Below are 21877 nucleotides of genomic sequence, written 5' to 3' on the forward strand. Positions count from 1 at the left end.
GAATATATCTATCATAACTTACAATATATCAACGATTTTTCAATTATATCTATCATAACTTACAATATATCAACGATTCGACAAGGAATATCGATTTACCGACAAGAAACGTCAATTCCTTTCTTATATAAAAAAAGGCTGTCCCAAATGGCACAGCCTTTTTCTCTATTCCTGAACCGTCACAATAACCCCATCCATATTATTCCCCGAAATTTCATACTGCTTGTTTGCTGGAACGTTCACTTTCATATTCTCAGAAACTTTATAATAAGAAACAGTATATTTCTTACCTTCTACTTCAGTTGAAATCTCTTTTTCCTCTTTTAAGAAATCTAAATATTCCTCTAGTGTGAAATTCTTTTTTTGCATAATCGCGCTATGAGGTAGGCCGACATAACGGATATGCCATGGCTCATATTGAATTCCAGTAATGTTACTTTTATTTTTCGGATAACGTAGTACAAAGCCATGCTTCCATACGTTCTCTTCAATCCATTTTCCTTCAGGCGCTTTCTCCATTTTCTTTTGCGTTGATCCAACGTCTAGTGATAATCCTAAATTATGTTCACTATATCCTGCTGGAAGCGCGTAATCAGATCCCATTTCTTTATATAATTTACTTTGTTCTTTAAAATCTCGATACCCACTGCTCATTAAGAAATGCTGTACGCCATCTTTTCCAGCCGCATCGACAACGTTCAAAAACTTTTTTACAACATACTTTGATAAACGAAGATTTCTATCAAATATTACGTAGCCTCTTACTAATTCACTATTATGATTTACATTTATAATATCAGACCTAATACTATCTTTTTTTACTGGATAATCCCTATTAACTAATAATAAATCACCCTTATAAATTTGTTCCTTCGTAATCTCTTTCCTCTCGGTATTTGCCGCCTTTACTAGCTCATCTTTTCCGACAATTTTAACATCGATTTCCTTTTGAAATAACGGTGATATATAAAAGCCTACACATACTGTGCATGCTATAAAAAAAGAAATAAATACCCACTTTTTCATTTCTAGTTCCTCCTTAACGTAACTTACGTATAGAATAGAAAAAACTATTAAAATAAAAAGTGGGGTAAAGTTTAAATTTTTATTAAATTGTTAAGTTCTCGTCTTTTGGCAATCGCACTTCAAACATTGTTCTAACTACATTACTTTCAGCAGAAATTGTGCCGTTATGCTGCTCAACAATATTTTTCGCAATAAACAGTCCAAGGCCTGTCCCGCCACGGTTCTCAGTTCTCGATTTATCACCTGTATAAAACATATCAAAAAGATACGGTAAATCTTCTTCTGGAATGCTGTCTCCATAATTCATAACTTGTACGACAACTTCTCCATTATCGATATACCCATTCAGATCAACAAATTGCCCATCATATCCGTATCGAACGGCATTTGTTAACAAGTTTTCAAATACTCTAGCTAACAATTTTCCATCACCGTTAATTGGCAAATGAGGATCAATATTCAACCTAGCTTGTAAATGATGTTTCTCTAATAAAGGATACAATTCCTCATCTAACTGTATAAGTAGTTCACTTATATCAATCGGCTTTTTATCCAGCTTTAGCATGCCATAATTCATACGTGTAATTTCAAATAACTCATCAATTAAACTTTCGAGCCTTTGCGATTTCGTATATGCAATTGTGGAGAAATGTTTAATTTGTTCTTTTGTTAAATTCTCATCTTTAAGAATTAAATCTAAATACCCTAACACGGATGTTAATGGAGTTCTTAAATCATGAGCTAAGTTTACAACGAGCTGATCTTTACTACTTTCAGCAAAGTCTCCTCTTTCCACCGCTTCTTTTAACTTTTCACTCGCAACATTTATTTCACGTGCGATATCTCCAAACTCATCGTTTGATGAAACTTGAACTTTATTCGTAAAGTTACCGTTCGCAAGATGATGAATCCCGTTAGAAATCTCACTAAAATACTTTAAATACGGTTTTGTCAAAAAGAAGAAAAAGATAATAGATAACGGAATAAAGAAAATTAAAAAGAAGTTAATGTCTCCAACTTCCCTTACCACTGACCTAAATTGCGCTAAAGGCTCTTCGTAGCGAACCATCGTTTTATAATACAGCTGTAATCCTTTATAAATTATATAAGTTACAGTTGCTGCAAGCACCATACTTAACGCAAATAAGGCAATCATTTTAAATCGAAAACTTTTCATCATATTAGCCATTGAAAGTATAACCTACTCCCCACACTGTTTTTATTAATTTATCCTTTCTTTTATCTTCCCCAAGCTTTTTCCGCAACGTACGAATATGTACCATAACTGTATTTCCGCCTTCATAATAATCATCTGCCCATACTTGCTGAAAAATATTTTCCACATTATACACTTTCTTCGGATGGCTCGCTAATAAATATAAAATATCAAACTCTTTCGGTGTTAACTCAATTTGCTCTCCATAGACGTTCACTGTTCTTCGCTCAGGATCAATAATAACTCCGCCTATCTCTAAAGCAGATTTATTCTCCGCTACTTTCGGCTGATTTAATGTAAGAAACCTACGTAATTGTGCATTTACACGCGCAACTAATTCAATCGGTGTAAAAGGTTTCGTCATATAATCATCTGCGCCTAATACAAGACCTGTCACCTTATCAAAGTCCGAAGTTTTCGCACTTAAGAAAATGATTGGCATATGGTGCTTTGCGCGAATTTGACGCGTCACTTCATACCCATCCATTTTCGGCATCATAATATCTAAAACCACTAAGTCGATTGGCTGCGTTTCAATAATATGAACAGCCTCTTCCCCGTCTGCTGCCTTCACGACGTGGTACCCTTCTTTTTCTAAATGTATCTCAATTAAATCAGCAATTTCTGCCTCATCATCCACTATTAAAATTGAAATGCGCTTCATTTTACTCCCCCTTTTATACGCTCGATTGTAAACTAGTCTATCCAATTTGTACAATACGAAAAGGTTACCCGTTAGAGTAACCTTTGTAAATAAAATTATATCAGCGATTTTCCAAATATATCGACCATAACTTGAATTATATCGGCGATTTCTCAATTATATCGACCGTAACTCGCATTATATCAGCGATTATTGAAATATATCGACTTACCGACAATTAACAACGAAATTCGCCCGCTACTTTAAAGACTCAAGTTACCGCTCCAAAACAATTCGCTGTTTCGTGATCTCCGCCAACCTTCCGCGGTCTACTTCATACTCAGCTTCAACACTTTGCGGCACCATAACTTTTCCGCCCTTAAGCATCACTTCCGGCGAAATAATATCCTGCTCCCAATGTCTGCTAGAAGCAGATATATCGCCTGGAATCGTAAAGTTCGGCAATGAGGCAAGCGCAACATTTTGTGCTCTTGAAATCCCCATCTCCACCATACCGCCACACCAAACGGGGATATTATGCTTCATACAATAATCATGGATTTGAATCGACTCCGTTAATCCGCCCACTCGCCCTGGTTTAATATTTACGATGCGGCAACTTCCAAGCGTAGTCGCAACGCGCGCGTCTTCTAAACTATGGATACTTTCGTCTAAGCAAATTGGCGTTTCGATTTTCTTTTGCAGCTGTGCATGATCAAGAAAATCGTAATCCGCTAACGGTTGTTCAATCATCATCAATTGAAATTCATCTAATCGTTTCAATTTCTCCGTATCCGCTAACGTGTACGCTGAGTTCGCATCAGCCATTAACGAGATGTGCGGGAATTCTTTACGAATCTCTTTCAATAATTCGTAGTCATGCTCTGGCTTTATTTTCACTTTAAAACGCTCGTACCCTTCTTCTGCGTACTTTTCGATTTGTTTTAACATAACCGGAATTGTATTGATACCAATTACAACACCGACCTCAATTTCAGGTCTAGTCCCGCCTAGTAATGTCGCTAATGACTTCTTTTGTCGCTTCGCATATAAATCCCAAACAGCTCCTTCTATTCCTGCCTTTGCCATTCGGTTTCTTTTTATATGCTGGAACAAACTTGGCACTTCATTCGGATGAGAAATTTCAGCCTTTAATAAATCAGGTAATAAAAAATCTTGCAGTACATGCAATGCTGTCTTCACTGTTTCTTCCGTATACCACGGTTCAGAGAAGGCGACGACTTCGCCAAATCCAATGTATCCGTCCGTATCCTCTAATTTAATAACGATGCTCTCACGCTTCTCATACGTTCCGTAGCTTGCAGCAAACGGGATTACGAGTGGCATTTCTGTTATATGAAGTGTCGCTTTTTTTATTTCCACCTACATCTGCTACTAAAAATATAGACAAATGTATATTCTTAGAGTATTCCTGCTTCTACGTGCCCTGCCTCGCTAATCACTTGCTACTACAGTTTGCTGTGACACTCCACAGGCGTAAATTCCGATGTAGCCCACCGTACATATATACAATCTATTTACGTTAGTATTGTATATTTTTTTGCTTGTAAAAGGTTGATAGATGCATTTAAATCTCTATCCATTACATTTCCACAATCACATGTATATACTCGGTCAGACAGCTTTAAATCCGACTTTTTTTGACCGCAACATGAACATATTTTAGAAGATGGATAGAATCTGTCCACTTGCCGTAGTTCAATTCCATATTCCCTACATTTCGTTGATAACCATGTTTTAAAAGCATAAAAACATTGTTGCGCTACAGCTTTAGATAGATGTTTGTTCTTCATCATACCTTTCACATTCAAATCTTCTACTGTAATAAACATTGGCTTGGTTTTCACCACATCATTTACAATAGACTTTACATACGCTAATCGAATATTTGCTAGCCTAGCATGTAGCTGTTGCACCCTAAGAATATTTTTGTTTATATTCGCTCTTTTATTAGTAACAGGTTGTTCACCTCTCTTTCTTATATTTTCAAATTTGCGTGATAAAGAGCGTTGTTCACGTTTTAACCGTTTTTCTATCTTTTTTACTTGTACTGTTTTATTTATATTTTTGTGAGTTTTTCCATCGCTACGTACAGCGAAGTCTTTAATTCCCAAATCAATTCCTATACCTACTGCATTGAGAATTGAATTTGGTTTTACCTCTTTCACTTCACAGAGTATAGACACATAGTATCTTCCTGCTCTTTGATATACTGTACCACTTTTTACAGTTGTATTTTTTGAAATATATCCATACTCTTTTAACCTTATCCAACCAATTGTAGGGACTTTTACTCTATGTCTTTCTACTGTCCAATCTGTTTTGTTGTTTTTCGGAAAGTAGCACTTCACATCTTGCTTCTTCTTTTTTTTATATCGTGGAAACTTAGATAAACCTTTAAAAAATCGCTTAAAAGCTTTATCTCCATTCATAATCGCTTGTTTTACCGCTTTGCTCGACACTTCTTTAATCCACTGGTCACACTCTTTTGTATGAATGTTGTTTAACCATTTAGAAAAGTCATAGCCACTAAGAAATTTCCCATCCGACTCATATGCCTCTTTATTTTTAGAGATATACAGGTTATATACATATCGACACACCCCAATAGTTTGACGGATTTTACTAACTTGTTCAGTTGTCGGTTTGATTTCTATTAAATATGCTCTTTTCATAAATCTTCATCCTCCGACATTTTCTTTTTGTATTTTCTCAACCCATATATTCTACCGCTAAATACATGAATGATAGATATTAAATCCTGCACAAGTTCTTCTTGAGGAGATAGTTTTTCATTGTTAACAATCATAATTTCCACTCCCATTTTACGAAGAAACTTTTCAAACCACTCATATCCAAAACGTACAAATCTATCTTTGTGTGCAATGATGATAGTCGAAATATTTCTTTCCATACAACTGTCAATCAGGTTATTCCACTGTTTTCTTTTGTAGTTTAATCCGCTACCAATATCTTTGATAACTTCATCTACAATCATCCCTCGTGCATTTGCGAATGTTTTTAAAAACTCAACCTGATTTTCTAAATCATCTTTCTGACCTGGATTTGATACTCTTGTGTAAATAACTACTTTGCCTACTTTATTTTCTTCTTGAATACCCATATATTCCTTATACTGTTCTTCTGTATAGTATCATCTTCCTTTTTGGTTTCGGTAAGCAGTTAAAACACCTTGATTGTCCCACCTTTGCAATGTCTTAACAGAGACATTAAGCATTTCTGAAAATTCTTTTGGTTTATATTGTTTCATAATTACTTTTTATTATATATGCCTACTTTTGTCTATGTTTTTGTTTACTGTTTCTTTCTCCTCCACTAATTCTCTTAACTCTCGTCTTAACAATTTTTTCGAAGCGTTACGTGGTAATTCCTCTAAGAAACATGCTTTCTTCGGCACTTTATATTTCGCTAATTTCCCCTCGCAAAAGTGAAGAATTTCTTCTTCTGTTACCGCCCCGCTTTTCACAACAAAAGCAGCGGGTACTTGTCCCCATTTATCATCAGTCATACCTACAACACCAGCTTCCGCTATCGCTGGATGGGACAGCAACACTTCTTCAATTTGAGCCGGATATATATTCTCTCCGCCAGAAATAATTAAATCACTGCGGCGATCTAATACGTATAAAAATCCTTCTTCATCTAAATAACCGAGGTCACCAGTATGAAGCCATCCGTTTTGAATAGTCTCACGCGTCGCATCTTCACGGTTAAAGTAACCACCTGTTACGTTCGGTCCTTTTACTACGATTTCACCTTCCGCATGTGGCGGCACTACTACGCCGTCTTTTTCAATACGAAGTTGGCACTGAAATAGTGGCTTTCCAGCTGATCCTACTTTCGTTAACATGTAATCTGCGGACAACGTACAAATTTGCGAAGACGTTTCTGTCATACCGTACGTTTGATACACAGGAATTCCTTTATCTACACATGTTTCGAGTAACGGTTTTGGCGCTGGTCCTCCACCAAGTAACATACATCGTAAAGAAGAAGGATATGTTTCTTCTCCAAGTCTCTCTAATAAATCAGTTAACATTTTTGATACGACTGAAATAATCGTTACGCCTCTCGTTTGAAGTGCTGTATGAATAAAATCAGCATCATATTTCGGAACGAGTAAAATGCGCATGCCGTACATAATATTTTTCATTAGAAGAGATAACCCGCCAACATGGAACATCGGCATACACGCTAACCAGCAATCATCATCACGAAGTCCTAAATTAAGCGAAGAGCCAACCGCGCTGGCCCAGTGATTTCCATATGTTAAAATAACGCCTTTCGGTTTCCCTGTCGTCCCTGACGTATAAATAATCGTCATCGCTTCTTCTAAAGAGAATTCTTCTTGTATAGAGGCTTCCTCTTTTGGTCCATTCATCACTTCGGCGAATGAATAGACAGGAACATCTTTAGCATCAAATTCTTGATCGGTCACTAAACAAATAACTTCAGCATCATCCATTTGCCAAAGTAGCTCTTCTCTTGAAAGACGCGTATTTAAAAGCACAGCTACTGCCCCTACGTACGATAGGGCGTGAATAACTGTAATCATCTCCATACCATTTTTCATCAGAACAGCCACCTTTTGTCCTCGCTTCACTCCTACATGCGTGAGGTGTTCACAAACAGATACTACCTTTTCATGCAGCTGCATAAAAGTAACTTTCTCTTCCTCTATTTCAATTGCAGTACGATCTGGTGTTAAAAATGCACGTTGCTTTAACCAATTTGGCATCGTCTCCATCATACATTCTCCTTTCATGAAAGAAAGAGACTTGATGTGACATCAAGTCTCTTAGTTGTTTTGTTTCCGGTTTGATCTCATCTAGCTACAGCGGCTAGAACAGTCGGTCGTTTCACGCCTTCCTACGAGGCAAAAAGCGCCTCTACGTCAGGAGTTCCAACGCCCTCTTGTTCTAAGCGAGCCGCTTCCGCTTTTGGTTTCATCTAGCTGCGCCTCCTAGCCCCTTCCGTCTAAGAACCTTCCGCACGAGAAAGTAAAAAACACTTTCTGTGCGAAAGAACCTTAGCCTACGAGGCTAAACAGTCGGCTCCGCTTTTGATTTGATCAAGGGAAACGAGGGAATTGACCGAAGTCCGGACTGCGTTTTTCTTTGAATGCGTCGCGACCTTCTTTTGCTTCGTCAGTTGTGTAGTACAATAACGTTGCATCTCCAGCTAGTTGTTGAATACCAGCTAGACCGTCTGTGTCTGCGTTGAATGCAGCTTTTAGGAAACGAAGTGCCATTGGGCTGTTTGCTAAGATTTCTTGTGCCCATTGTACTGTTTCTGCTTCAAGTTGTTCTAATGGTACTACTGTATTTACTAAGCCCATATCAAGCGCTTCCCCAGCACTGTATTGACGGCATAGGTACCAAATTTCGCGAGCTTTCTTGTGGCCTACCATACGAGCTAAGTAACCAGCTCCGTATCCACCGTCAAAGCTTCCTACTTTAGGACCTGTTTGTCCGAATACAGCGTTGTCTGCAGCGATTGTTAAGTCACATACGATATGAAGTACGTGTCCTCCACCGATTGCATAACCTGCTACCATTGCGATAACTGGTTTAGGAATTGCACGAATTAGACGTTGTAAGTCTAATACGTTTAGACGTGGGATTTGGTCGTCACCTACATATCCACCATGACCACGAACTTTTTGGTCGCCGCCAGAACAGAATGCACGTCCACCTTCACCTGTTAAAATGATAACGCCAACATTTGCATCATCACGAGCTTGTGCAAAAGCGTCGATTAACTCCATTACCGTTTTTGGACGGAATGCGTTATGTACTTCAGGACGGTTAATCGAAATTTTTGCGATACCATTGTATGTTGAATAAATAATATCTTCGTAATTGCCTTCTTTTACCCATTCAATAGCCATTACAACTACCTCCTTGTATATTTCTGATCTCCTCTATAAGTGTAACTTCATTCTTAACTGAAAAAAGCATCACTGCATAGTTTTTAGAAATCCCTTTACTATTGTATCAAACTTTTCCGGTTGTTCCACATGAATTGCATGGCCAGCACCATCAATTTTGACAAATTTCGCGTCAGAGACGCATTTTTCGATGTTTTTTAATATGCGAAAGAACTTTTCATCATGCTCTCCGTTCATTAAAAGAACAGGCATTTTCAAGTTGTGTAGCTCATCCCACCATGAAGGCTGAGCCCCTGTTCCCATGCCGCGCAAGCTATTTGCAAGTCCTTTTGGATTGTTAGCAAGTCGTTCTTTTCGCACCGCTTCTTGTACGTTTTTTGCTAAACGTTTTTGCGTTTCAAACAGCGGAATATTTTCCCACATCGATACAAAACTTTCTATGCCTTCTCGCTCAATTTTATCGGCAAGTCGCTCATCTTTTTCACAGCGTTCTTTTCGCTCATCTTCACTTTTGAGTCCAGCTGTACAATTTTCTAATAAAAGAGAACGTACATATTCTGGATATAGACACGCCATCGTAATCGCCAGTCTACCGCCCATTGAATAGCCAAGTATATGTGCTTTTTCAATATGAAGGTAATCTAATAGTTCTTTCATTTGCAATGCCACATTTCGAATGTCATAATGCGCAACATCTTCAGGACTCTCGGTCTTTCCGTGTCCAACAAGATCCACTACAATAACTTGAAACTGCCCACTCCATGAAGAGATAAAAGAACGCCACGTTTCCATGCTTCCCGTAAAACCATGAAGAAGTAGAAGTGGTTCCCCGCTTCCGACTACTTCATATTCATACGATACACCTTGCAGCGTTACTTTCATTTTGATTCACCTTGCAATGATGTAGTAATTACGTCCTGTGTTTTTGCCCATAACGTACGGTGCAACGTTAAGTTTTCATCACGGTTCGTACAAATTTCTACAACGTGTAAACCTTCTGTCGTTGCTCCCTTTTGTACTTCCTCCCGGAATTGCTCCCAACCATTTACACGGCTAAATGAACCACCGTACATTTTAACAACATGCTCATAGTCAAGCCCAATCGGCGTTCCAAATAACGATTCGAAGTGTTCCTTTTTCTCATATTGTGGTAAGAATGAGAAAATACCCCCACCATCATTATTTACAACGACAATCGTTATATTTAATTCATGTAATTTTGCAGCTAATAGTCCATTTAAATCGTGATAGAATGATAAGTCACCGATGACTAATACGAGCGGATCGCAAATCATGCTCGCTCCTAAAGCTGTCGAAATGATGCCATCAATCCCATTTACACCGCGGTTTGCCATCACTTGAATATTTTTATCTGATGTGAAGAAGAATGAATCTGTATCACGAATTGGCATACTATTACTCGCAAATAACGTTGCTCCTTCTGGTAATACGCGTACAATATCTGTAATGACTTTTCCTTCAAATGCAGTTTCATATGTTTCCATTTCACGAAGCGTTTCCTTCGTTTTTTCGTTTATATGTTGCCACATTTGGGGCCAATCATTCTTTTTCATAACTGGCATTTTTTCTATTAATGTACTGCAAAATGCAATATCACTTGCCTGTACAACTTCTGTCGCAACAAGAGCTGGATCTCTCCATTGTCCAGATTCGTCAACAACGATATGAACAGCTTTCGTTTGTTTTTTAATGAACTGCGTTAATGCTTTCGAAACAGGCATACCACCAAAACGAATTAAAACGTCCGGCTTCCACGTCTCTTTTAACAATTCATTTCGTAAAAATGTATCATAACAGTCGATTACCATCGTTTTATCGTGGTGTCCGCTACGAATATTAGAAAGTGGGTCTGCTAATATTGGGTATCCCGTTTTTTCAGCTAGTTGCGTTGCAAACGTTGCGATTTCTGAATGACTATCATCTCCACAAATAATAAGCCCCTTTTCCATATGTGAAAGGCGCCCTACAAGAGAATCTACATATTCACTCGGCATCACCACGTTCCCTTGCTGAACTACTCCTGTATATTCCCCGCGTCCTTTATCCCATAAACTTTCTAATGAAAAGTCCGGGATAAGCGGTTCACGAACTGGAAAATTAAGATGAACAGGTCCTTGCGGCGCTAAACAAGCACTTGCTATCATGCGCTGCGTTGTCATGCGAGCGTAGTGGTACATCGCTTCACTCGCTTCTGGAAGTGCCATCTCTGTAAATTGCTTCACAAACGTACCGTATAAATTAAATTGATTCATCGCTTGTGGTGCACCGACATCTCTTAATTCATGCGGTCTATCTGCTGTTAAGACGATAAGCGGCACTCGTGAATGGAAAGCTTCACATACAGCTGGATAGTAGTTCGCTGCTGCCGTTCCTGACGTACATAATAATGCAACCGGACGTTTTTTCGCTTTTGCGATACCGAGCGCAAAAAATCCTGCAGATCTTTCATCTACATGTAAATATGTGTTCATTCCTTCGTGTTGTTCCATTAGTAGAGCAATCGGCGTTGACCGTGAGCCTGGACTAATGACAACATCACATACATTTAGACGCGTCAGTTCATCCACGAACGCGCCTAAATAATATGATAATGCTTCTATATGATTGTTCATTTCATTAATTCCTCCAAAGCACCAAGCATCGGTCTAAACTTCAAACTTGTCTCTTCATATTCAAGTTGCGGTACTGAATCAATTACAATCCCGCAACCGGCAAATAAGGATGCTTTCTCGCCATTTAATAATCCGCAGCGAAGTGCAACCGCAAATTCACCATTTCCTTCATCATCTATCCAGCCAATCGGTGCACCATATAATCCTCTGTCTAACAATTCAACATCACGAATCAGTTTCATCGCTTCCAAACGAGGTGTCCCGCCAAGAGCTGGTGTTGGATGTAATTCTTCTACCATCGTTAAAAGACTCGCAGTGCCTTTTGCCTCTACAGGCGTATATAAATGAATTAAGTTTTTCGTTGTTAATAGACCTGGACTCTCCGGAATATTAACGTATTCGCAGTGCTCATTTAATACCGACCTGATCATGTTCACAACATAACCGTGTTCAGCTAAATTCTTTTCATCATGAAGAAGCGCATTACTATTTCGCTTACTTTCTTCTATAGATTGACCATGACCAGTTGAACCAGCAAGACACATCGAAGTAAACTTCTCATCTTCTTTGCGAATTAACCTCTCTGGCGTCGCTCCTAAGAAGCATGCTCCTTTATAATCAAAAGAAAATACGTAACAATCCGGTTGCCCAATGCGAAGTGCTTCTAAAACAAGAGCAGAATCAATATGATGATCCATTTCTACTTTTAGCTCCCTCGCTAATACAACCTTCTGCACGTTACCCTGCTTCATCTCATCTTGCACTTTCTCAATGGCTTTCATCCAGCCTTTCGGATCCACTTCCACTTTAGAAGTAACTGTTAATTTCGATCCTTCTAATGCACATTTACTCTCCCCAAAAATTTTCTCTTCTAAAGAAACAATTTCGTTATAAAGAGTTTCTGCACAATCTGTTGCTGAAACGAATGTATTCATCGTTAACCATGCTTTTTCATTTTTTACAGTTAATAAAAATGCTGGTAGTGAAAATGTCGTATCATCGAATTCTTTCCATAAGTCCGTTTTCTCTTTTTCTTGGTCAAATGAAAATCCACCAAATAAAAGAGGACCTGTTCCAAATTCATATTTTTCTCTTTGTACAAATGCTTTCTCTTTTACTTTATCCCACTCGTCACGAGCCGCTTGAAAGCGTTTGTGAGAAGAATTTGCTATAGTGAAAACAGAGCCAATTCCAGCAAATATTACATGCTGAGCTGGATCTGCAAAATAACATCTATTTTCCAATGCAATCCTTTTTCCTGCTGCATAAAACAGAAGCGGATCCATCCAGTCTATTTGTTTTACAAAACTAACCAATATTTTTTCATCAGTTGCATGCTTAATGGCTGCACTAAGAACTTCTTGCAAGCCTTTTTGTTTCGTTTGAATCACAATTGTCTCCCCCCTATGGGCGAAAAATAGTCATAATTACGCTTGATTTTAAGATACACCTCAAACGAAAGGCCTGTCAACGTTTAGCATTTCTGAGAAATTCACCTTCTCTTCCTAGAAAATAAACGTTGACACTAAATGATGCTTTTTCTACACTTAGTTGTGTACAATATGTGACCAAAGGAGGATTCAACATGGAAATGAACGTCGAAGCGAATTCCTCTCCTACGGCGCCAAAACCAAGCAAGCAAACAGGCTGGCGCATTTGGTGGAGTTTACTACGTCCCCATACATTAACAGCAGCTTTCGTTCCTGTTTTCATCGGAACAGCCTATGCAATGCAGGTCGGAGGTATAAATCAAATCCATCTCCCTCTTTTCCTTATAATGCTTCTTGCTTGTCTTCTCATTCAGGCAGCAACAAACATGTTTAATGAATACTTTGATTATAAAAGAGGACTCGATCACGAAGGTTCAGTTGGTATCGGCGGCGCTATCGTTCGCGATGGCATTCAGCCAAAAACAGTGCTTAACTTAGCATTTGGATTTTTCGGCATCGCAATACTATTAGGTGTTTATATTTGTATGAATTCTAGCTGGTGGCTTGCTGCAATCGGTCTTGTTTGTATGGCCGTTGCTTACCTTTACACGGGTGGCCCACTTCCCATTGCCTATACACCATTTGGAGAGTTAACAGCCGGATTATTTATGGGTGTTATCATTATTGGAATTTCATTCTTTATTCAAACTGGAACTGTAACATCAGAAGTCATTTTACTATCTATTCCAAGCTCCATTTTAATTGGTGCCATTTTACTAGCTAATAATATTCGTGACTTAGATGGCGATAAAGAAAACGGTCGTAAAACGTTAGCAATTCTCGTTGGACGTGAAAGAGCGGTTGGTGTACTTGCTTCTATGTTCATCGTTTCCTACATTTGGACAATTGCTTTAATTATCGTGGGCATCGTATCACCATGGATGCTTATCGTATTTTTAAGTGCACCGAAAGCATTTAAAGCAACGAAAGGCTTTATCGGCAAAAGCATTCCAATGGAAATGGTACCTGCGATGATTGCAACAGCAAAAACAAATACGATCTTCGGTCTCCTCATGGGAATCGGATTATTACTTGGATACTTTCTATAAAAGGAGCTGCTTATGCGGCTCCTTTTTCATATCTGAAATTCATCTCATAATTCCTACTCGCAACGCTCATACTATGTAAAGAAACTGAATTGTAGGAAGGTGGACGACTATGTTAACTCCACAACAAATAAATCAATTTAAATCCGTTTTAGAAAAACAAAAACACGAACTAGAGCAAACGATACAAACACACGAAAATGAAGATCGTGCATCTGAACGTGAGTCTGTTGGAGAATTATCTAGCTATGATAACCATCCAGCTGATATGGCAACAGAGCTATATGAACGTGAAAAAGACTTCGGGCTTATTGAACTTTGGCATAAACAGCTAGAGGATACGAAACATGCCTTGCAAAAAATAGAAGCGGGTACGTACGGCATTTGCGAAGTGTCTGGCGAAGAAATTCCATTTGAAAGATTAGAAGCAATGCCGACTGCTACAACATGCATCCAGCACGCGACAAATAAGCTAAATATGAATACACGACCAGTCGAAGAAGAAGTGTTATCTCCTTCTTTCCACAAACATGATGAAGATCGTTCTGTTGAATATGATGCAGAAGATGCATGGCAAGATGTTGCTAATTACGGAACATCTGAAACACCATCTGATTTAGAAAGACAAGATTCGAAAAACTATAATGGCATGTACGTAAATAGTGAAGAAAACGTAGGCTACGTAGAGGATTTCGAAAACTTTATTGGTACAGATATGTATGGAAAAAATCCGCAAGTTTTCGCTACGGAAGAACATGAAGAATATGAGCAAATGCTTGATGACTTTGAAGAGCGTACCTTTAAGGGCGAATTATCTTCAAATGAGTCGAGTTCCAAAGAATAAAAAAAAGCATTCCGAAAATCGGAATGCTTTTTATCGCTAGCTAATTAGTTTTTTGTAACGTTAGCAGCTTGTGGTCCACGGTTACCTTCAACGATTTCGAAAGAAACTTCTTGACCTTCTTCTAAAGTTTTGAATCCGTCACCTTGGATAGCTGAGAAGTGAACGAATACATCGTCTCCACCTTCAACTTCGATGAAACCGAAACCTTTTTCGCTGTTGAACCATTTAACTTTACCTGTTTGCATGTCATGTACCTCCTAAATAAAAATGAAACTATGAATCCACATGAAAAGGTGGATATAAAGGACATGAATGTATAACAAGCTTACAGCCTTTAATTCAACGTGCTTTATTTCCGTACCACATTATGTAGCTCAATAGTGATTTCACTATATCACGCTATATCAAAAACGTCAAATGAGAACACTTTCATTCCACCATTTTTTTATAATTTTAATATAATGTTGAATTTCCATATTCATATTTTAGCCCGGTATTTGCGGACAGCTTGATTGGCGGGAGCTGATAATCAGTTTTGGTTTGTTCCACTTTATTTGAAAATTAACAAAACTAAAGTATTCTAATCCTATTAAATTCTGTACAATATAAGTATCTATTACATACGAGGTGAAAAAAATGAGAGCACATGAAATCGAGTATAAGTTATACGGAGATGATATGCAGTTTGTTGAAATTGAGTTAGATCCAGAAGAAAGCGTGATCGCAGAAGCTGGCGCAATGATGATGATGGAAGATTACATAGAAATGGAAACAATCTTCGGTGATGGTTCTGGCCCATCTGGAGGTTTATTCGGAAAATTAATGGGCGCTGGTAAGCGTCTCGTTACAGGCGAAAGTATGTTTATGACTGTATTTACAAATACAGGTCACGGCAAACGCCACGTCTCATTTGCTGCTCCTTATCCTGGTAAAATTATTCCTGTAGATTTAACAGAATATCAAGGAAAAGTAGTTTGTCAAAAAGATGCCTTTCTTTGTGCCGCAAAAGGTGTTTCTATCGGAATTGAATTTACGAAAAAAATAGGAACTGGTTTCTTCGGTGGTGAAGGTTTTATCATGCAGAAACTTGAAGGTGACGGTCTTGCTTTCATGCACGCAGGTGGAACTGTATATAAACGTGAATTAAAACCTGGTGAGAAACTTCGCATTGATACAGGTTGTCTTGTTGCTATGACAAAAGACATTAACTATGATGTCGAGTTCGTTGGAAAAGTAAAAACAGCTCTATTTGGCGGCGAAGGTTTATTCTTCGCAACGTTAGAAGGACCTGGAACAGTTTGGATTCAGTCCTTAACACTTAGCCGATTAGCAGCACGCCTTACAAGCCCAGCAGCGCAAAGTACTGGCGAAGGTAGTGTATTAGGTGGCCTTGGTCGTTTATTAGATGGGAAAGAGTAAACTGTGCCCTTATGTGGGAATGGCCATCAACTAATAAAATAATAAAATTAAAACACCCTTGCTTGCAGTAATAAAGTGAAAGGGTGTTTTAATTTACGTCTACAAACGAGAAAAAGCAGTTAAAATAAAGTAATAAGGTTTACTTAAGGAAAATAAGGTATATTATATTTGTTGAGTAGATTCTCTTTAGAGACAAGAAAAGTAGGTGAACAAAGTGGGAAAATATCAATTGGATTCCAAAAGTCAGGTAGCTGTGGCAAAGTTCCATGAAAAACAGAAGCCTGCCAAATTTGATAAAAAGCAGCAACTTGAAAAATTGCGTACGGAGTATTTGAAAAAGAAGCAAAAACAAACAGATAAATAATATGTTTTATTTTCCGAATTTTTTCTGTATGTAACGCAAACAAACACAAGAAAATAGGTAAGTTATTCATCATTCAAATATATACAGGCTATTTTTTCAAACCTCTTACTTATGCAACTAACGCATGCGTCAGTTCATTAAGAATAACTAAAAAAGTCGATTCCTTGAGATGAAAAAGAGTAAACAGTGTCCTTATCAGGCACTGTTTTATTTTGACATTATAATTTCCTCCACTGATTTAGGTAAGCGATACAAGCTATTCCCCACCTCCAAAAGAATGAATCAAGTTCCTCACCGCATATATTAAACTATACCTTTTCTTAAGGAGGGCTACCTTAATGCGTACTCCTTTATCCTTTGATAAAGACACTGCCATACTGTTAGCTTCTTGTTGTGAGTTAACGTATGAACAATATAAACAAAATGGTATTTTCGAAATACCAGATGGTTTTCAATATGTACAAGGTTTTCAAGGAAAGGCCATTCAAACAACAGAATGGTTCGGATTTATATTAGAATCTGAGGATACAATTATCGTTGCCTTCAGAGGCACTCAAACAGATCCAGATTGGATTATTGATTCTCTCGTCAATCAAAAACCTTATCCTTATGCTTTAAATGGCGGAAATGTCCATAACGGTTTTCTCTCTATTTATGAGTCTTGTCGTGATTCTATTATGGATATGCTCGTATCATTGCCAGCACATAAAAAACTGCTAGCTACTGGGCATAGTCTAGGTGGCGCGCTTGCCACATTACACATATTAGATGCACGTATAAATACTGCCTTCGCACAGTATGGACTTTATACATTCGCTTCTCCAAAAGTAGGAGATATCGCTTTTCGAAATTATTATAAACTACAAGTAGCTAGTAGCTTTCGTTTCGTCAACTTATTCGATGTCGTTCCACTTCTCCCTCCCCGAAACATAAATTTTAATGATCATGATTGGGAGTATGCACACGTCCATCACAACATGACATTTACAAAAAACACAAAATCCATTACAAATAATCATTCCATTACAACATACAAAACATGTCTGACTTCTCATTTTTAACCAGTAAACAATTGGAAATAAAATATTCGTATACTATAATAATCTATGAAGTTATTTTTGGATGAGGGGACCTTACATGTTAAAATTTATCTTCGCATTTTTCCTTATTGTAATTTTTACGGTTACAGGTTTCTTTACATTTTCATACTTTGCGACAGGAGAGTATGATGGGGCAGGTATCATATATACCACTGTTCCATTTCTTTCTTAAGCAAAATAAATAAAACGAGCTTAATTTTATTAAGCACGTTTTATTTATTAATATCCATTTCTGTTGGTAAATCGATAATATATCTCCCAATATAGCAACCTCTTTAAAACTGTTTAACTGTATTACCAATACCCCAAATTTCATTACTGTACTGCAAAATCGTTCGATCGCTCGCAAAATGACCAGACTGTGCAATATTTAAAATCGACATTTCTAGCCACTTCGTTCGGTTCTCATAAGCTCTACCGACAGCTTCTTGTCTTTCAGCATATGGACCAAAATCTCGCAGAACAAAATATTCATCATTTTGAATAACGAGAGAATCGTAAATTGCTTCAAATTCGGCTCCCGACTGTGCAAAGAAACCATTCGTTAACTGATCTACTACCTTTTTAATGTGCCCATTGTGGTGATAATAATCACTTGCACGATATCCACCATTTTGATAGTAATGAAGAACCTCTTCTGCTGTTAAACCGAAAATAAAACAGTTATCATCACCGACCCGGTCTTTTATTTCAACGTTAGCACCGTCTAGCGTTCCGAGTGTAATCGCACCATTCATCATAAATTTCATATTACCTGTTCCCGATGCTTCTTTACTCGCCGTTGAAATTTGTTCACTTACATCCGCCGCCGGGAATATATCTTCTGCTAAAGAAACTCGATAGTTTTCTAGAAAGATAACTTTCATATATTGACTGACATACGGGTCATTATTTACTTTTCTTGCGAGTTCATTTATTAATTTAATAATTTTTTTCGCGTAATAATAGCCAGGTGATGCTTTCGCTCCAAAAATAAAAGTACGCGGATAAAATGTAAAACTAGCATCCTCTTTCAAACGGTTATACAAATATAAAATATGAAGAACATTTAATAATTGTCGTTTGTAAGCATGTAATCTTTTCACTTGCACATCAAAAATAGAATTTGGATCAATGGTAATCCCCATTGTATTATGAATACGCTCCGCTAAAATCTCTTTACGCTCTTGCTTTACCTCTGCAAATTTCTCTTGGAAACTCGCATCATATTGAACTAATTGTAGCTCTTGAAGCTTAATCGGTTCTTTCTTCCACTCTGTTCCAATCGCCTCTGAAATGAGATTTGTTAACTGTGGATTTGCTTTCATAAGCCAGCGCCTATGAGCAATTCCATTCGTCTTATTATTAAACTTATCTGGATAAAATTCATAAAACAATCGCATTTCCCGCTGCTTTAATATTTCCGTATGAATTTTCGCTACACCATTTACGCTATGGCTACCGACAATCGCTAAATGAGCCATTTTCACAAGGTCATGTGCAATAATCGCCATTGCTTCAATACGATCCCACTCATACGGATACTGTTCCCAAAGTTCATGACAGAAACGTTCATTAATCTCTTCAATAATCATATAAATTCTCGGTAATAACGGTTTAAAAATGTGAATTGGCCACTTTTCGAGCGCTTCTGATAACGTCGTATGATTCGTATAAGAAATCGTCTGCGTCGTTATGTGCCAAGCTTCTTCCCATGCTAACTTTTCTTCGTCTAGTAAAATACGCATCAGTTCCGGAATTGCTAAAACCGGATGTGTATCGTTAATGTGGATCGCAATTTTTTCATGTAGTTGACGAAGGTCACCATATCTTTCTCTATGCATTCGAACGATATTTTGCAAACTTGCTGATACGAGGAAATACTGTTGTTTTAAACGAAGTATTTTTCCCTCATCATGCGTATCATCTGGATATAAAAACTCCGATACAACCTCTGTTTCACGCTTATATTTCAAAATATCTTTGCAGTTTTGCGGGAAAGGAACTGGTTCAGCATTCCAAAGTCTAAGTGTATTTACAGTACTCGTCTCATAGCCAACTACCGGCACATCATATGGCACGGCCATAATGACTTCTGCATTTGTATTCCTAAACTCTAAACGCCCGTCAATTTCTAGCGGTTCAACATTGCCGAAATAACTTACTTCTACAGCTTGATCATGCCTTCTTACTTCCCATACGTTTTCATGAAGAAGCCACTGTTCTGGAAATTCGACTTGATAACCATCAACAATTTTCTGATCAAACAAACCATGTTTATAACGAATTCCACAGCCGTGTCCTGGCAAGTTTAAAGATGCAAGTGAATCGAGAAAACAGGCTGCTAAGCGTCCAAGCCCACCATTACCAAGGCCTGCATCTGCTTCCACTTCTTCTAACTCTTGTAACGAAATCCCTAGTTCGGATAACCCTTGCTCGCATACATCTCTAATACCTAAATTCAAGATGTTACTTCCAAGCAAACGTCCAAGCAAAAACTCAATAGACAAGTAATACATTTGCTTTTGCTCTCCGGATCGATAACTCTCATTCGTTGCAATCCATTGACTATTCATATACTCACGTACCATATGGCCGAGTGTATTATATTGATCACGAGTTGTAGAATCTTTAAAACTTTTACCATACATCGTCTCTAACTTTTCTAGAAAAGTTGATTTAAAACTTTCAACATGAGTAAACATTTTTTCACCACCTACATGTTATTCCATGAGACTTTTATATAATTCCTTATAAGCAAGAGCCGATTGCTCCCAGCTGTAATCTTCAGTCATCGCTTGTTTTACAAGCTGCTCCCATACCGGTTTATCGTGATAGAATTCAATTGCACGATGAATCGTATGCAGCATGTCATGTGCATTAAAATTCGTGAAACTAAAACCATTTCCTTCTCCAGTTTCTTCATCATAAGAATGTACCGTATCGTTTAATCCACCTGTTTCTCTTACAATTGGAATCGTACCGTATGCTAATGCGATAAGTTGTCCAAGTCCACACGGTTCAAACAGCGATGGCATTAAGAATAAATCACTTCCTGCATACACTTGATGAGCTAATTCTTCATTAAATCCGATATAAACTTTTACCTTCTCCGGATACTCATATGCCATCCATTCAAAGAATTGCTCATATTCCGAATCACCTGATCCTAAAATAATACATTGTACATCTTCTTCCATTATTTCGCGGAATACAGTACGTACTAAATCAAGACCTTTTTGCTTCGTTAATCTCGTTACCATTGAAATAATTGGTGTATCCTCTTTTTCTGGCAAACCAAAATAACGCTGCAAGGCGCGTTTATTTTCACTCTTTTCATATAATGACTCTGCATCATACTGAGCCTTAATATACGAATCTGTTTCTGGATTATATACGCTCGTATCAATACCATTTACAATGCCGCTAAGCTTATCATTATATTTTCGCAGCAATCCATCTAACTTCTCACCGAAAAATTCATATTGAATTTCTTCTTTATATGTCGGGCTAACTGCTGTAATTTGATCTGAAGCTATAATACCGCCCTTCATAAAATTCACATTCCCATAAAACTCTAACTGCTCACTGTGGAAATATTCATCACCAAGTTCTAACAAGTCGTACATTACTTCAGGAGGAAATACACCTTGGAACTGTAAGTTATGAATTGTATATACCGTTTTAATACGCTCATATAACGGGTTATCTTGATACTTTTCACGAAGTAAGAAATTAACCATAGCCGTATGCCAATCGTGGCTATGAAGAACATCCACTTCAAAATCAAGGTGCGGAATACACTCTAACACCGCTTTTGAGAAATAAGAAAAACGCTCTCCGTCATCATAATGACCATACAGAGAATCTCTCTTAAAATAATATTCATTATCTATTAAGTAATACGTAATTCCGTCTTGCTCACCTTTTAAAATTCCACAATATTGATTTCTCCACCCAAGAGGGACGTTAATTACTTTATGTAACGTACATCCATCTCTTAACTTTTGCGGAATGAGACTATAATTCGGAAGTATAATACGCACGTCCACTCCTAATTTTTTCAGCTCTTTTGGGAGCGCACCCGCTACATCAGCTAATCCTCCCGATTTCACAAACGGTACACATTCTGATACTGCAAATAAAATATTCACTTGTTGTCCCACTGCGCGAAAAGTTTTTATT

19 protein-coding genes and 1 pseudogene are annotated in these 21877 nt (G+C 37.8%); 6 read left to right on the forward strand and 14 right to left on the reverse strand.

All coding sequences use genetic code 11. The annotated features are described in order from the left end of the window. Nucleotides 1–165: 165 nt before the first annotated feature. From ES895_RS25355 to ES895_RS25410, 11 genes and pseudogenes are all read right to left on the reverse strand, one after another. Nucleotides 166–1026, reverse strand: a complete 861-nt coding sequence (locus ES895_RS25355; protein ID WP_097862821.1) for a M15 family metallopeptidase — start codon at nucleotides 1024–1026, stop codon at nucleotides 166–168. Nucleotides 1027–1108: 82 nt separating this feature from the next. Next, entirely contained in the window at nucleotides 1109–2215 is a 1107-nt protein-coding gene (locus tag ES895_RS25360) for a HAMP domain-containing sensor histidine kinase (RefSeq protein WP_000002610.1), read from the reverse strand. After that, nucleotides 2208–2906, reverse strand: coding sequence for a response regulator transcription factor (locus ES895_RS25365; protein WP_000822516.1), 699 nt, complete (start codon nucleotides 2904–2906; stop codon nucleotides 2208–2210). The genes ES895_RS25360 and ES895_RS25365 overlap by 8 nt, the downstream gene beginning before the upstream one ends. Before the next feature lie 255 nt (nucleotides 2907–3161). Next, nucleotides 3162–4268 carry an o-succinylbenzoate synthase gene (gene menC, locus ES895_RS25370; RefSeq protein ID WP_098664783.1) on the reverse strand — a complete coding sequence of 369 codons (1107 nt, stop codon included), beginning with the start codon at nucleotides 4266–4268 and terminating at the stop codon, nucleotides 3162–3164. A gap of 155 nt (nucleotides 4269–4423) precedes the next feature. Then, complete coding sequence (locus ES895_RS25380) at nucleotides 4424–5581, reverse strand: RNA-guided endonuclease InsQ/TnpB family protein (RefSeq protein WP_000817282.1); 1158 nt, start codon at nucleotides 5579–5581, stop codon at nucleotides 4424–4426. Next, nucleotides 5578–6177, reverse strand: a pseudogene (locus tag ES895_RS25385) (IS607 family transposase). Before ES895_RS25385 ends, ES895_RS25380 begins: the two are co-directional and overlap by 4 nt. A 12-nt stretch (nucleotides 6178–6189) precedes the next feature. Then, nucleotides 6190–7674 carry an o-succinylbenzoate--CoA ligase gene (locus tag ES895_RS25390; RefSeq protein ID WP_176542963.1) on the reverse strand — a complete coding sequence of 495 codons (1485 nt, stop codon included), beginning with the start codon at nucleotides 7672–7674 and terminating at the stop codon, nucleotides 6190–6192. 324 nt (nucleotides 7675–7998) lie between these two features. Beyond that, nucleotides 7999–8817, reverse strand: a complete 819-nt coding sequence (menB, locus tag ES895_RS25395) for a 1,4-dihydroxy-2-naphthoyl-CoA synthase (RefSeq protein WP_000963884.1) — start codon at nucleotides 8815–8817, stop codon at nucleotides 7999–8001. A 69-nt stretch (nucleotides 8818–8886) separates the two neighbouring features. Next, complete coding sequence (gene menH, locus ES895_RS25400) at nucleotides 8887–9699, reverse strand: 2-succinyl-6-hydroxy-2,4-cyclohexadiene-1-carboxylate synthase (RefSeq protein WP_000869215.1); 813 nt, start codon at nucleotides 9697–9699, stop codon at nucleotides 8887–8889. Beyond that, nucleotides 9696–11450: a 2-succinyl-5-enolpyruvyl-6-hydroxy-3-cyclohexene-1-carboxylic-acid synthase gene (gene menD, locus ES895_RS25405; RefSeq protein ID WP_065702966.1), complete on the reverse strand. Its 1755-nt coding sequence runs from the start codon at nucleotides 11448–11450 to the stop codon at nucleotides 9696–9698. The genes menH and menD overlap by 4 nt, the downstream gene beginning before the upstream one ends. Further along, on the reverse strand, nucleotides 11447–12841 hold the full coding sequence (locus tag ES895_RS25410) for an isochorismate synthase (RefSeq protein WP_000616750.1): 1395 nt from the start codon (nucleotides 12839–12841) through the stop codon (nucleotides 11447–11449). The genes menD and ES895_RS25410 overlap by 4 nt, the downstream gene beginning before the upstream one ends. A gap of 194 nt (nucleotides 12842–13035) precedes the next feature. Here ES895_RS25410 and ES895_RS25415 point away from each other — a divergent pair, with 194 nt between their 5' ends. Both ES895_RS25415 and ES895_RS25420 read left to right on the forward strand, forming a co-directional pair. Further along, nucleotides 13036–13989 (forward strand): 1,4-dihydroxy-2-naphthoate polyprenyltransferase, encoded by a 954-nt coding sequence (locus ES895_RS25415; protein WP_065702964.1) that lies wholly within the window; start codon nucleotides 13036–13038, stop codon nucleotides 13987–13989. Between the two features lie 109 nt (nucleotides 13990–14098). Continuing rightward, complete coding sequence (locus ES895_RS25420) at nucleotides 14099–14830, forward strand: yteA family sporulation protein (RefSeq protein ID WP_000957365.1); 732 nt, start codon at nucleotides 14099–14101, stop codon at nucleotides 14828–14830. A 44-nt stretch (nucleotides 14831–14874) separates the two neighbouring features. Here the strand turns inward: ES895_RS25420 and cspD are convergent, their stop codons facing one another. Continuing rightward, on the reverse strand, nucleotides 14875–15075 hold the full coding sequence (cspD, locus tag ES895_RS25425) for a cold-shock protein CspD (protein WP_001193054.1): 201 nt from the start codon (nucleotides 15073–15075) through the stop codon (nucleotides 14875–14877). Between the two features lie 391 nt (nucleotides 15076–15466). Between cspD and ES895_RS25430 the strand changes: the two genes are divergently transcribed. The 4 genes from ES895_RS25430 (at nucleotide 15467) to ES895_RS30040 (ending at nucleotide 17885) form a co-directional block, all read left to right on the forward strand. Further along, on the forward strand, nucleotides 15467–16249 hold the full coding sequence (locus tag ES895_RS25430; RefSeq protein ID WP_001201257.1) for a TIGR00266 family protein: 783 nt from the start codon (nucleotides 15467–15469) through the stop codon (nucleotides 16247–16249). A gap of 214 nt (nucleotides 16250–16463) precedes the next feature. Then, nucleotides 16464–16613, forward strand: coding sequence for a hypothetical protein (locus ES895_RS29485; protein WP_000521639.1), 150 nt, complete (start codon nucleotides 16464–16466; stop codon nucleotides 16611–16613). 338 nt (nucleotides 16614–16951) lie between these two features. Then, complete coding sequence (locus ES895_RS25435; protein WP_001260111.1) at nucleotides 16952–17674, forward strand: lipase family protein; 723 nt, start codon at nucleotides 16952–16954, stop codon at nucleotides 17672–17674. 76 nt (nucleotides 17675–17750) lie between these two features. Then, a complete protein-coding gene (locus ES895_RS30040; protein ID WP_000911065.1) occupies nucleotides 17751–17885 on the forward strand; it encodes a hypothetical protein in 135 nt (44 codons plus the stop codon). A 103-nt stretch (nucleotides 17886–17988) separates the two neighbouring features. On the opposite strand, the gene glgP is transcribed toward ES895_RS30040, so the two are convergent. Both glgP and glgA read right to left on the reverse strand, forming a co-directional pair. Next, a complete protein-coding gene (gene glgP, locus ES895_RS25440; RefSeq protein ID WP_135238736.1) occupies nucleotides 17989–20397 on the reverse strand; it encodes a glycogen phosphorylase in 2409 nt (802 codons plus the stop codon). 18 nt (nucleotides 20398–20415) lie between these two features. Next, nucleotides 20416–21846, reverse strand: a complete 1431-nt coding sequence (gene glgA, locus ES895_RS25445; protein ID WP_023901191.1) for a glycogen synthase GlgA — start codon at nucleotides 21844–21846, stop codon at nucleotides 20416–20418. Nucleotides 21847–21877 lie beyond the last annotated feature (31 nt).

This window comes from Bacillus sp. 007/AIA-02/001 (genome assembly GCF_004634455.1).
GTDB lineage: Bacteria > Bacillota > Bacilli > Bacillales > Bacillaceae_G > Bacillus_A > Bacillus_A cereus.

Excerpts from the sequence above, each read along its gene's own strand:
- ES895_RS25390 (WP_176542963.1), bottom strand. The coding sequence starts at position 7,674 with ATGGAGACGATGCCAAATTGGTTAAAGCAACGTGCATTTTTAACACCA.
- ES895_RS25380 (WP_000817282.1), bottom strand. The coding sequence starts at position 5,581 with ATGAAAAGAGCATATTTAATAGAAATCAAACCGACAACTGAACAAGTT.
- ES895_RS25415 (WP_065702964.1), top strand. The coding sequence starts at position 13,036 with ATGGAAATGAACGTCGAAGCGAATTCCTCTCCTACGGCGCCAAAACCA.
- ES895_RS25430 (WP_001201257.1), top strand. The coding sequence starts at position 15,467 with ATGAGAGCACATGAAATCGAGTATAAGTTATACGGAGATGATATGCAG.
- ES895_RS25355 (WP_097862821.1), bottom strand. The coding sequence starts at position 1,026 with ATGAAAAAGTGGGTATTTATTTCTTTTTTTATAGCATGCACAGTATGT.
- ES895_RS25420 (WP_000957365.1), top strand. The coding sequence starts at position 14,099 with ATGTTAACTCCACAACAAATAAATCAATTTAAATCCGTTTTAGAAAAA.
- glgP (WP_135238736.1), bottom strand. The coding sequence starts at position 20,397 with ATGTTTACTCATGTTGAAAGTTTTAAATCAACTTTTCTAGAAAAGTTA.
- cspD (WP_001193054.1), bottom strand. The coding sequence starts at position 15,075 with ATGCAAACAGGTAAAGTTAAATGGTTCAACAGCGAAAAAGGTTTCGGT.
- ES895_RS25365 (WP_000822516.1), bottom strand. The coding sequence starts at position 2,906 with ATGAAGCGCATTTCAATTTTAATAGTGGATGATGAGGCAGAAATTGCT.
- menH (WP_000869215.1), bottom strand. The coding sequence starts at position 9,699 with ATGAAAGTAACGCTGCAAGGTGTATCGTATGAATATGAAGTAGTCGGA.
- ES895_RS25360 (WP_000002610.1), bottom strand. The coding sequence starts at position 2,215 with ATGGCTAATATGATGAAAAGTTTTCGATTTAAAATGATTGCCTTATTT.
- ES895_RS30040 (WP_000911065.1), top strand. The coding sequence starts at position 17,751 with ATGTTAAAATTTATCTTCGCATTTTTCCTTATTGTAATTTTTACGGTT.
- menB (WP_000963884.1), bottom strand. The coding sequence starts at position 8,817 with ATGGCTATTGAATGGGTAAAAGAAGGCAATTACGAAGATATTATTTAT.
- ES895_RS25435 (WP_001260111.1), top strand. The coding sequence starts at position 16,952 with ATGCGTACTCCTTTATCCTTTGATAAAGACACTGCCATACTGTTAGCT.
- menD (WP_065702966.1), bottom strand. The coding sequence starts at position 11,450 with ATGAACAATCATATAGAAGCATTATCATATTATTTAGGCGCGTTCGTG.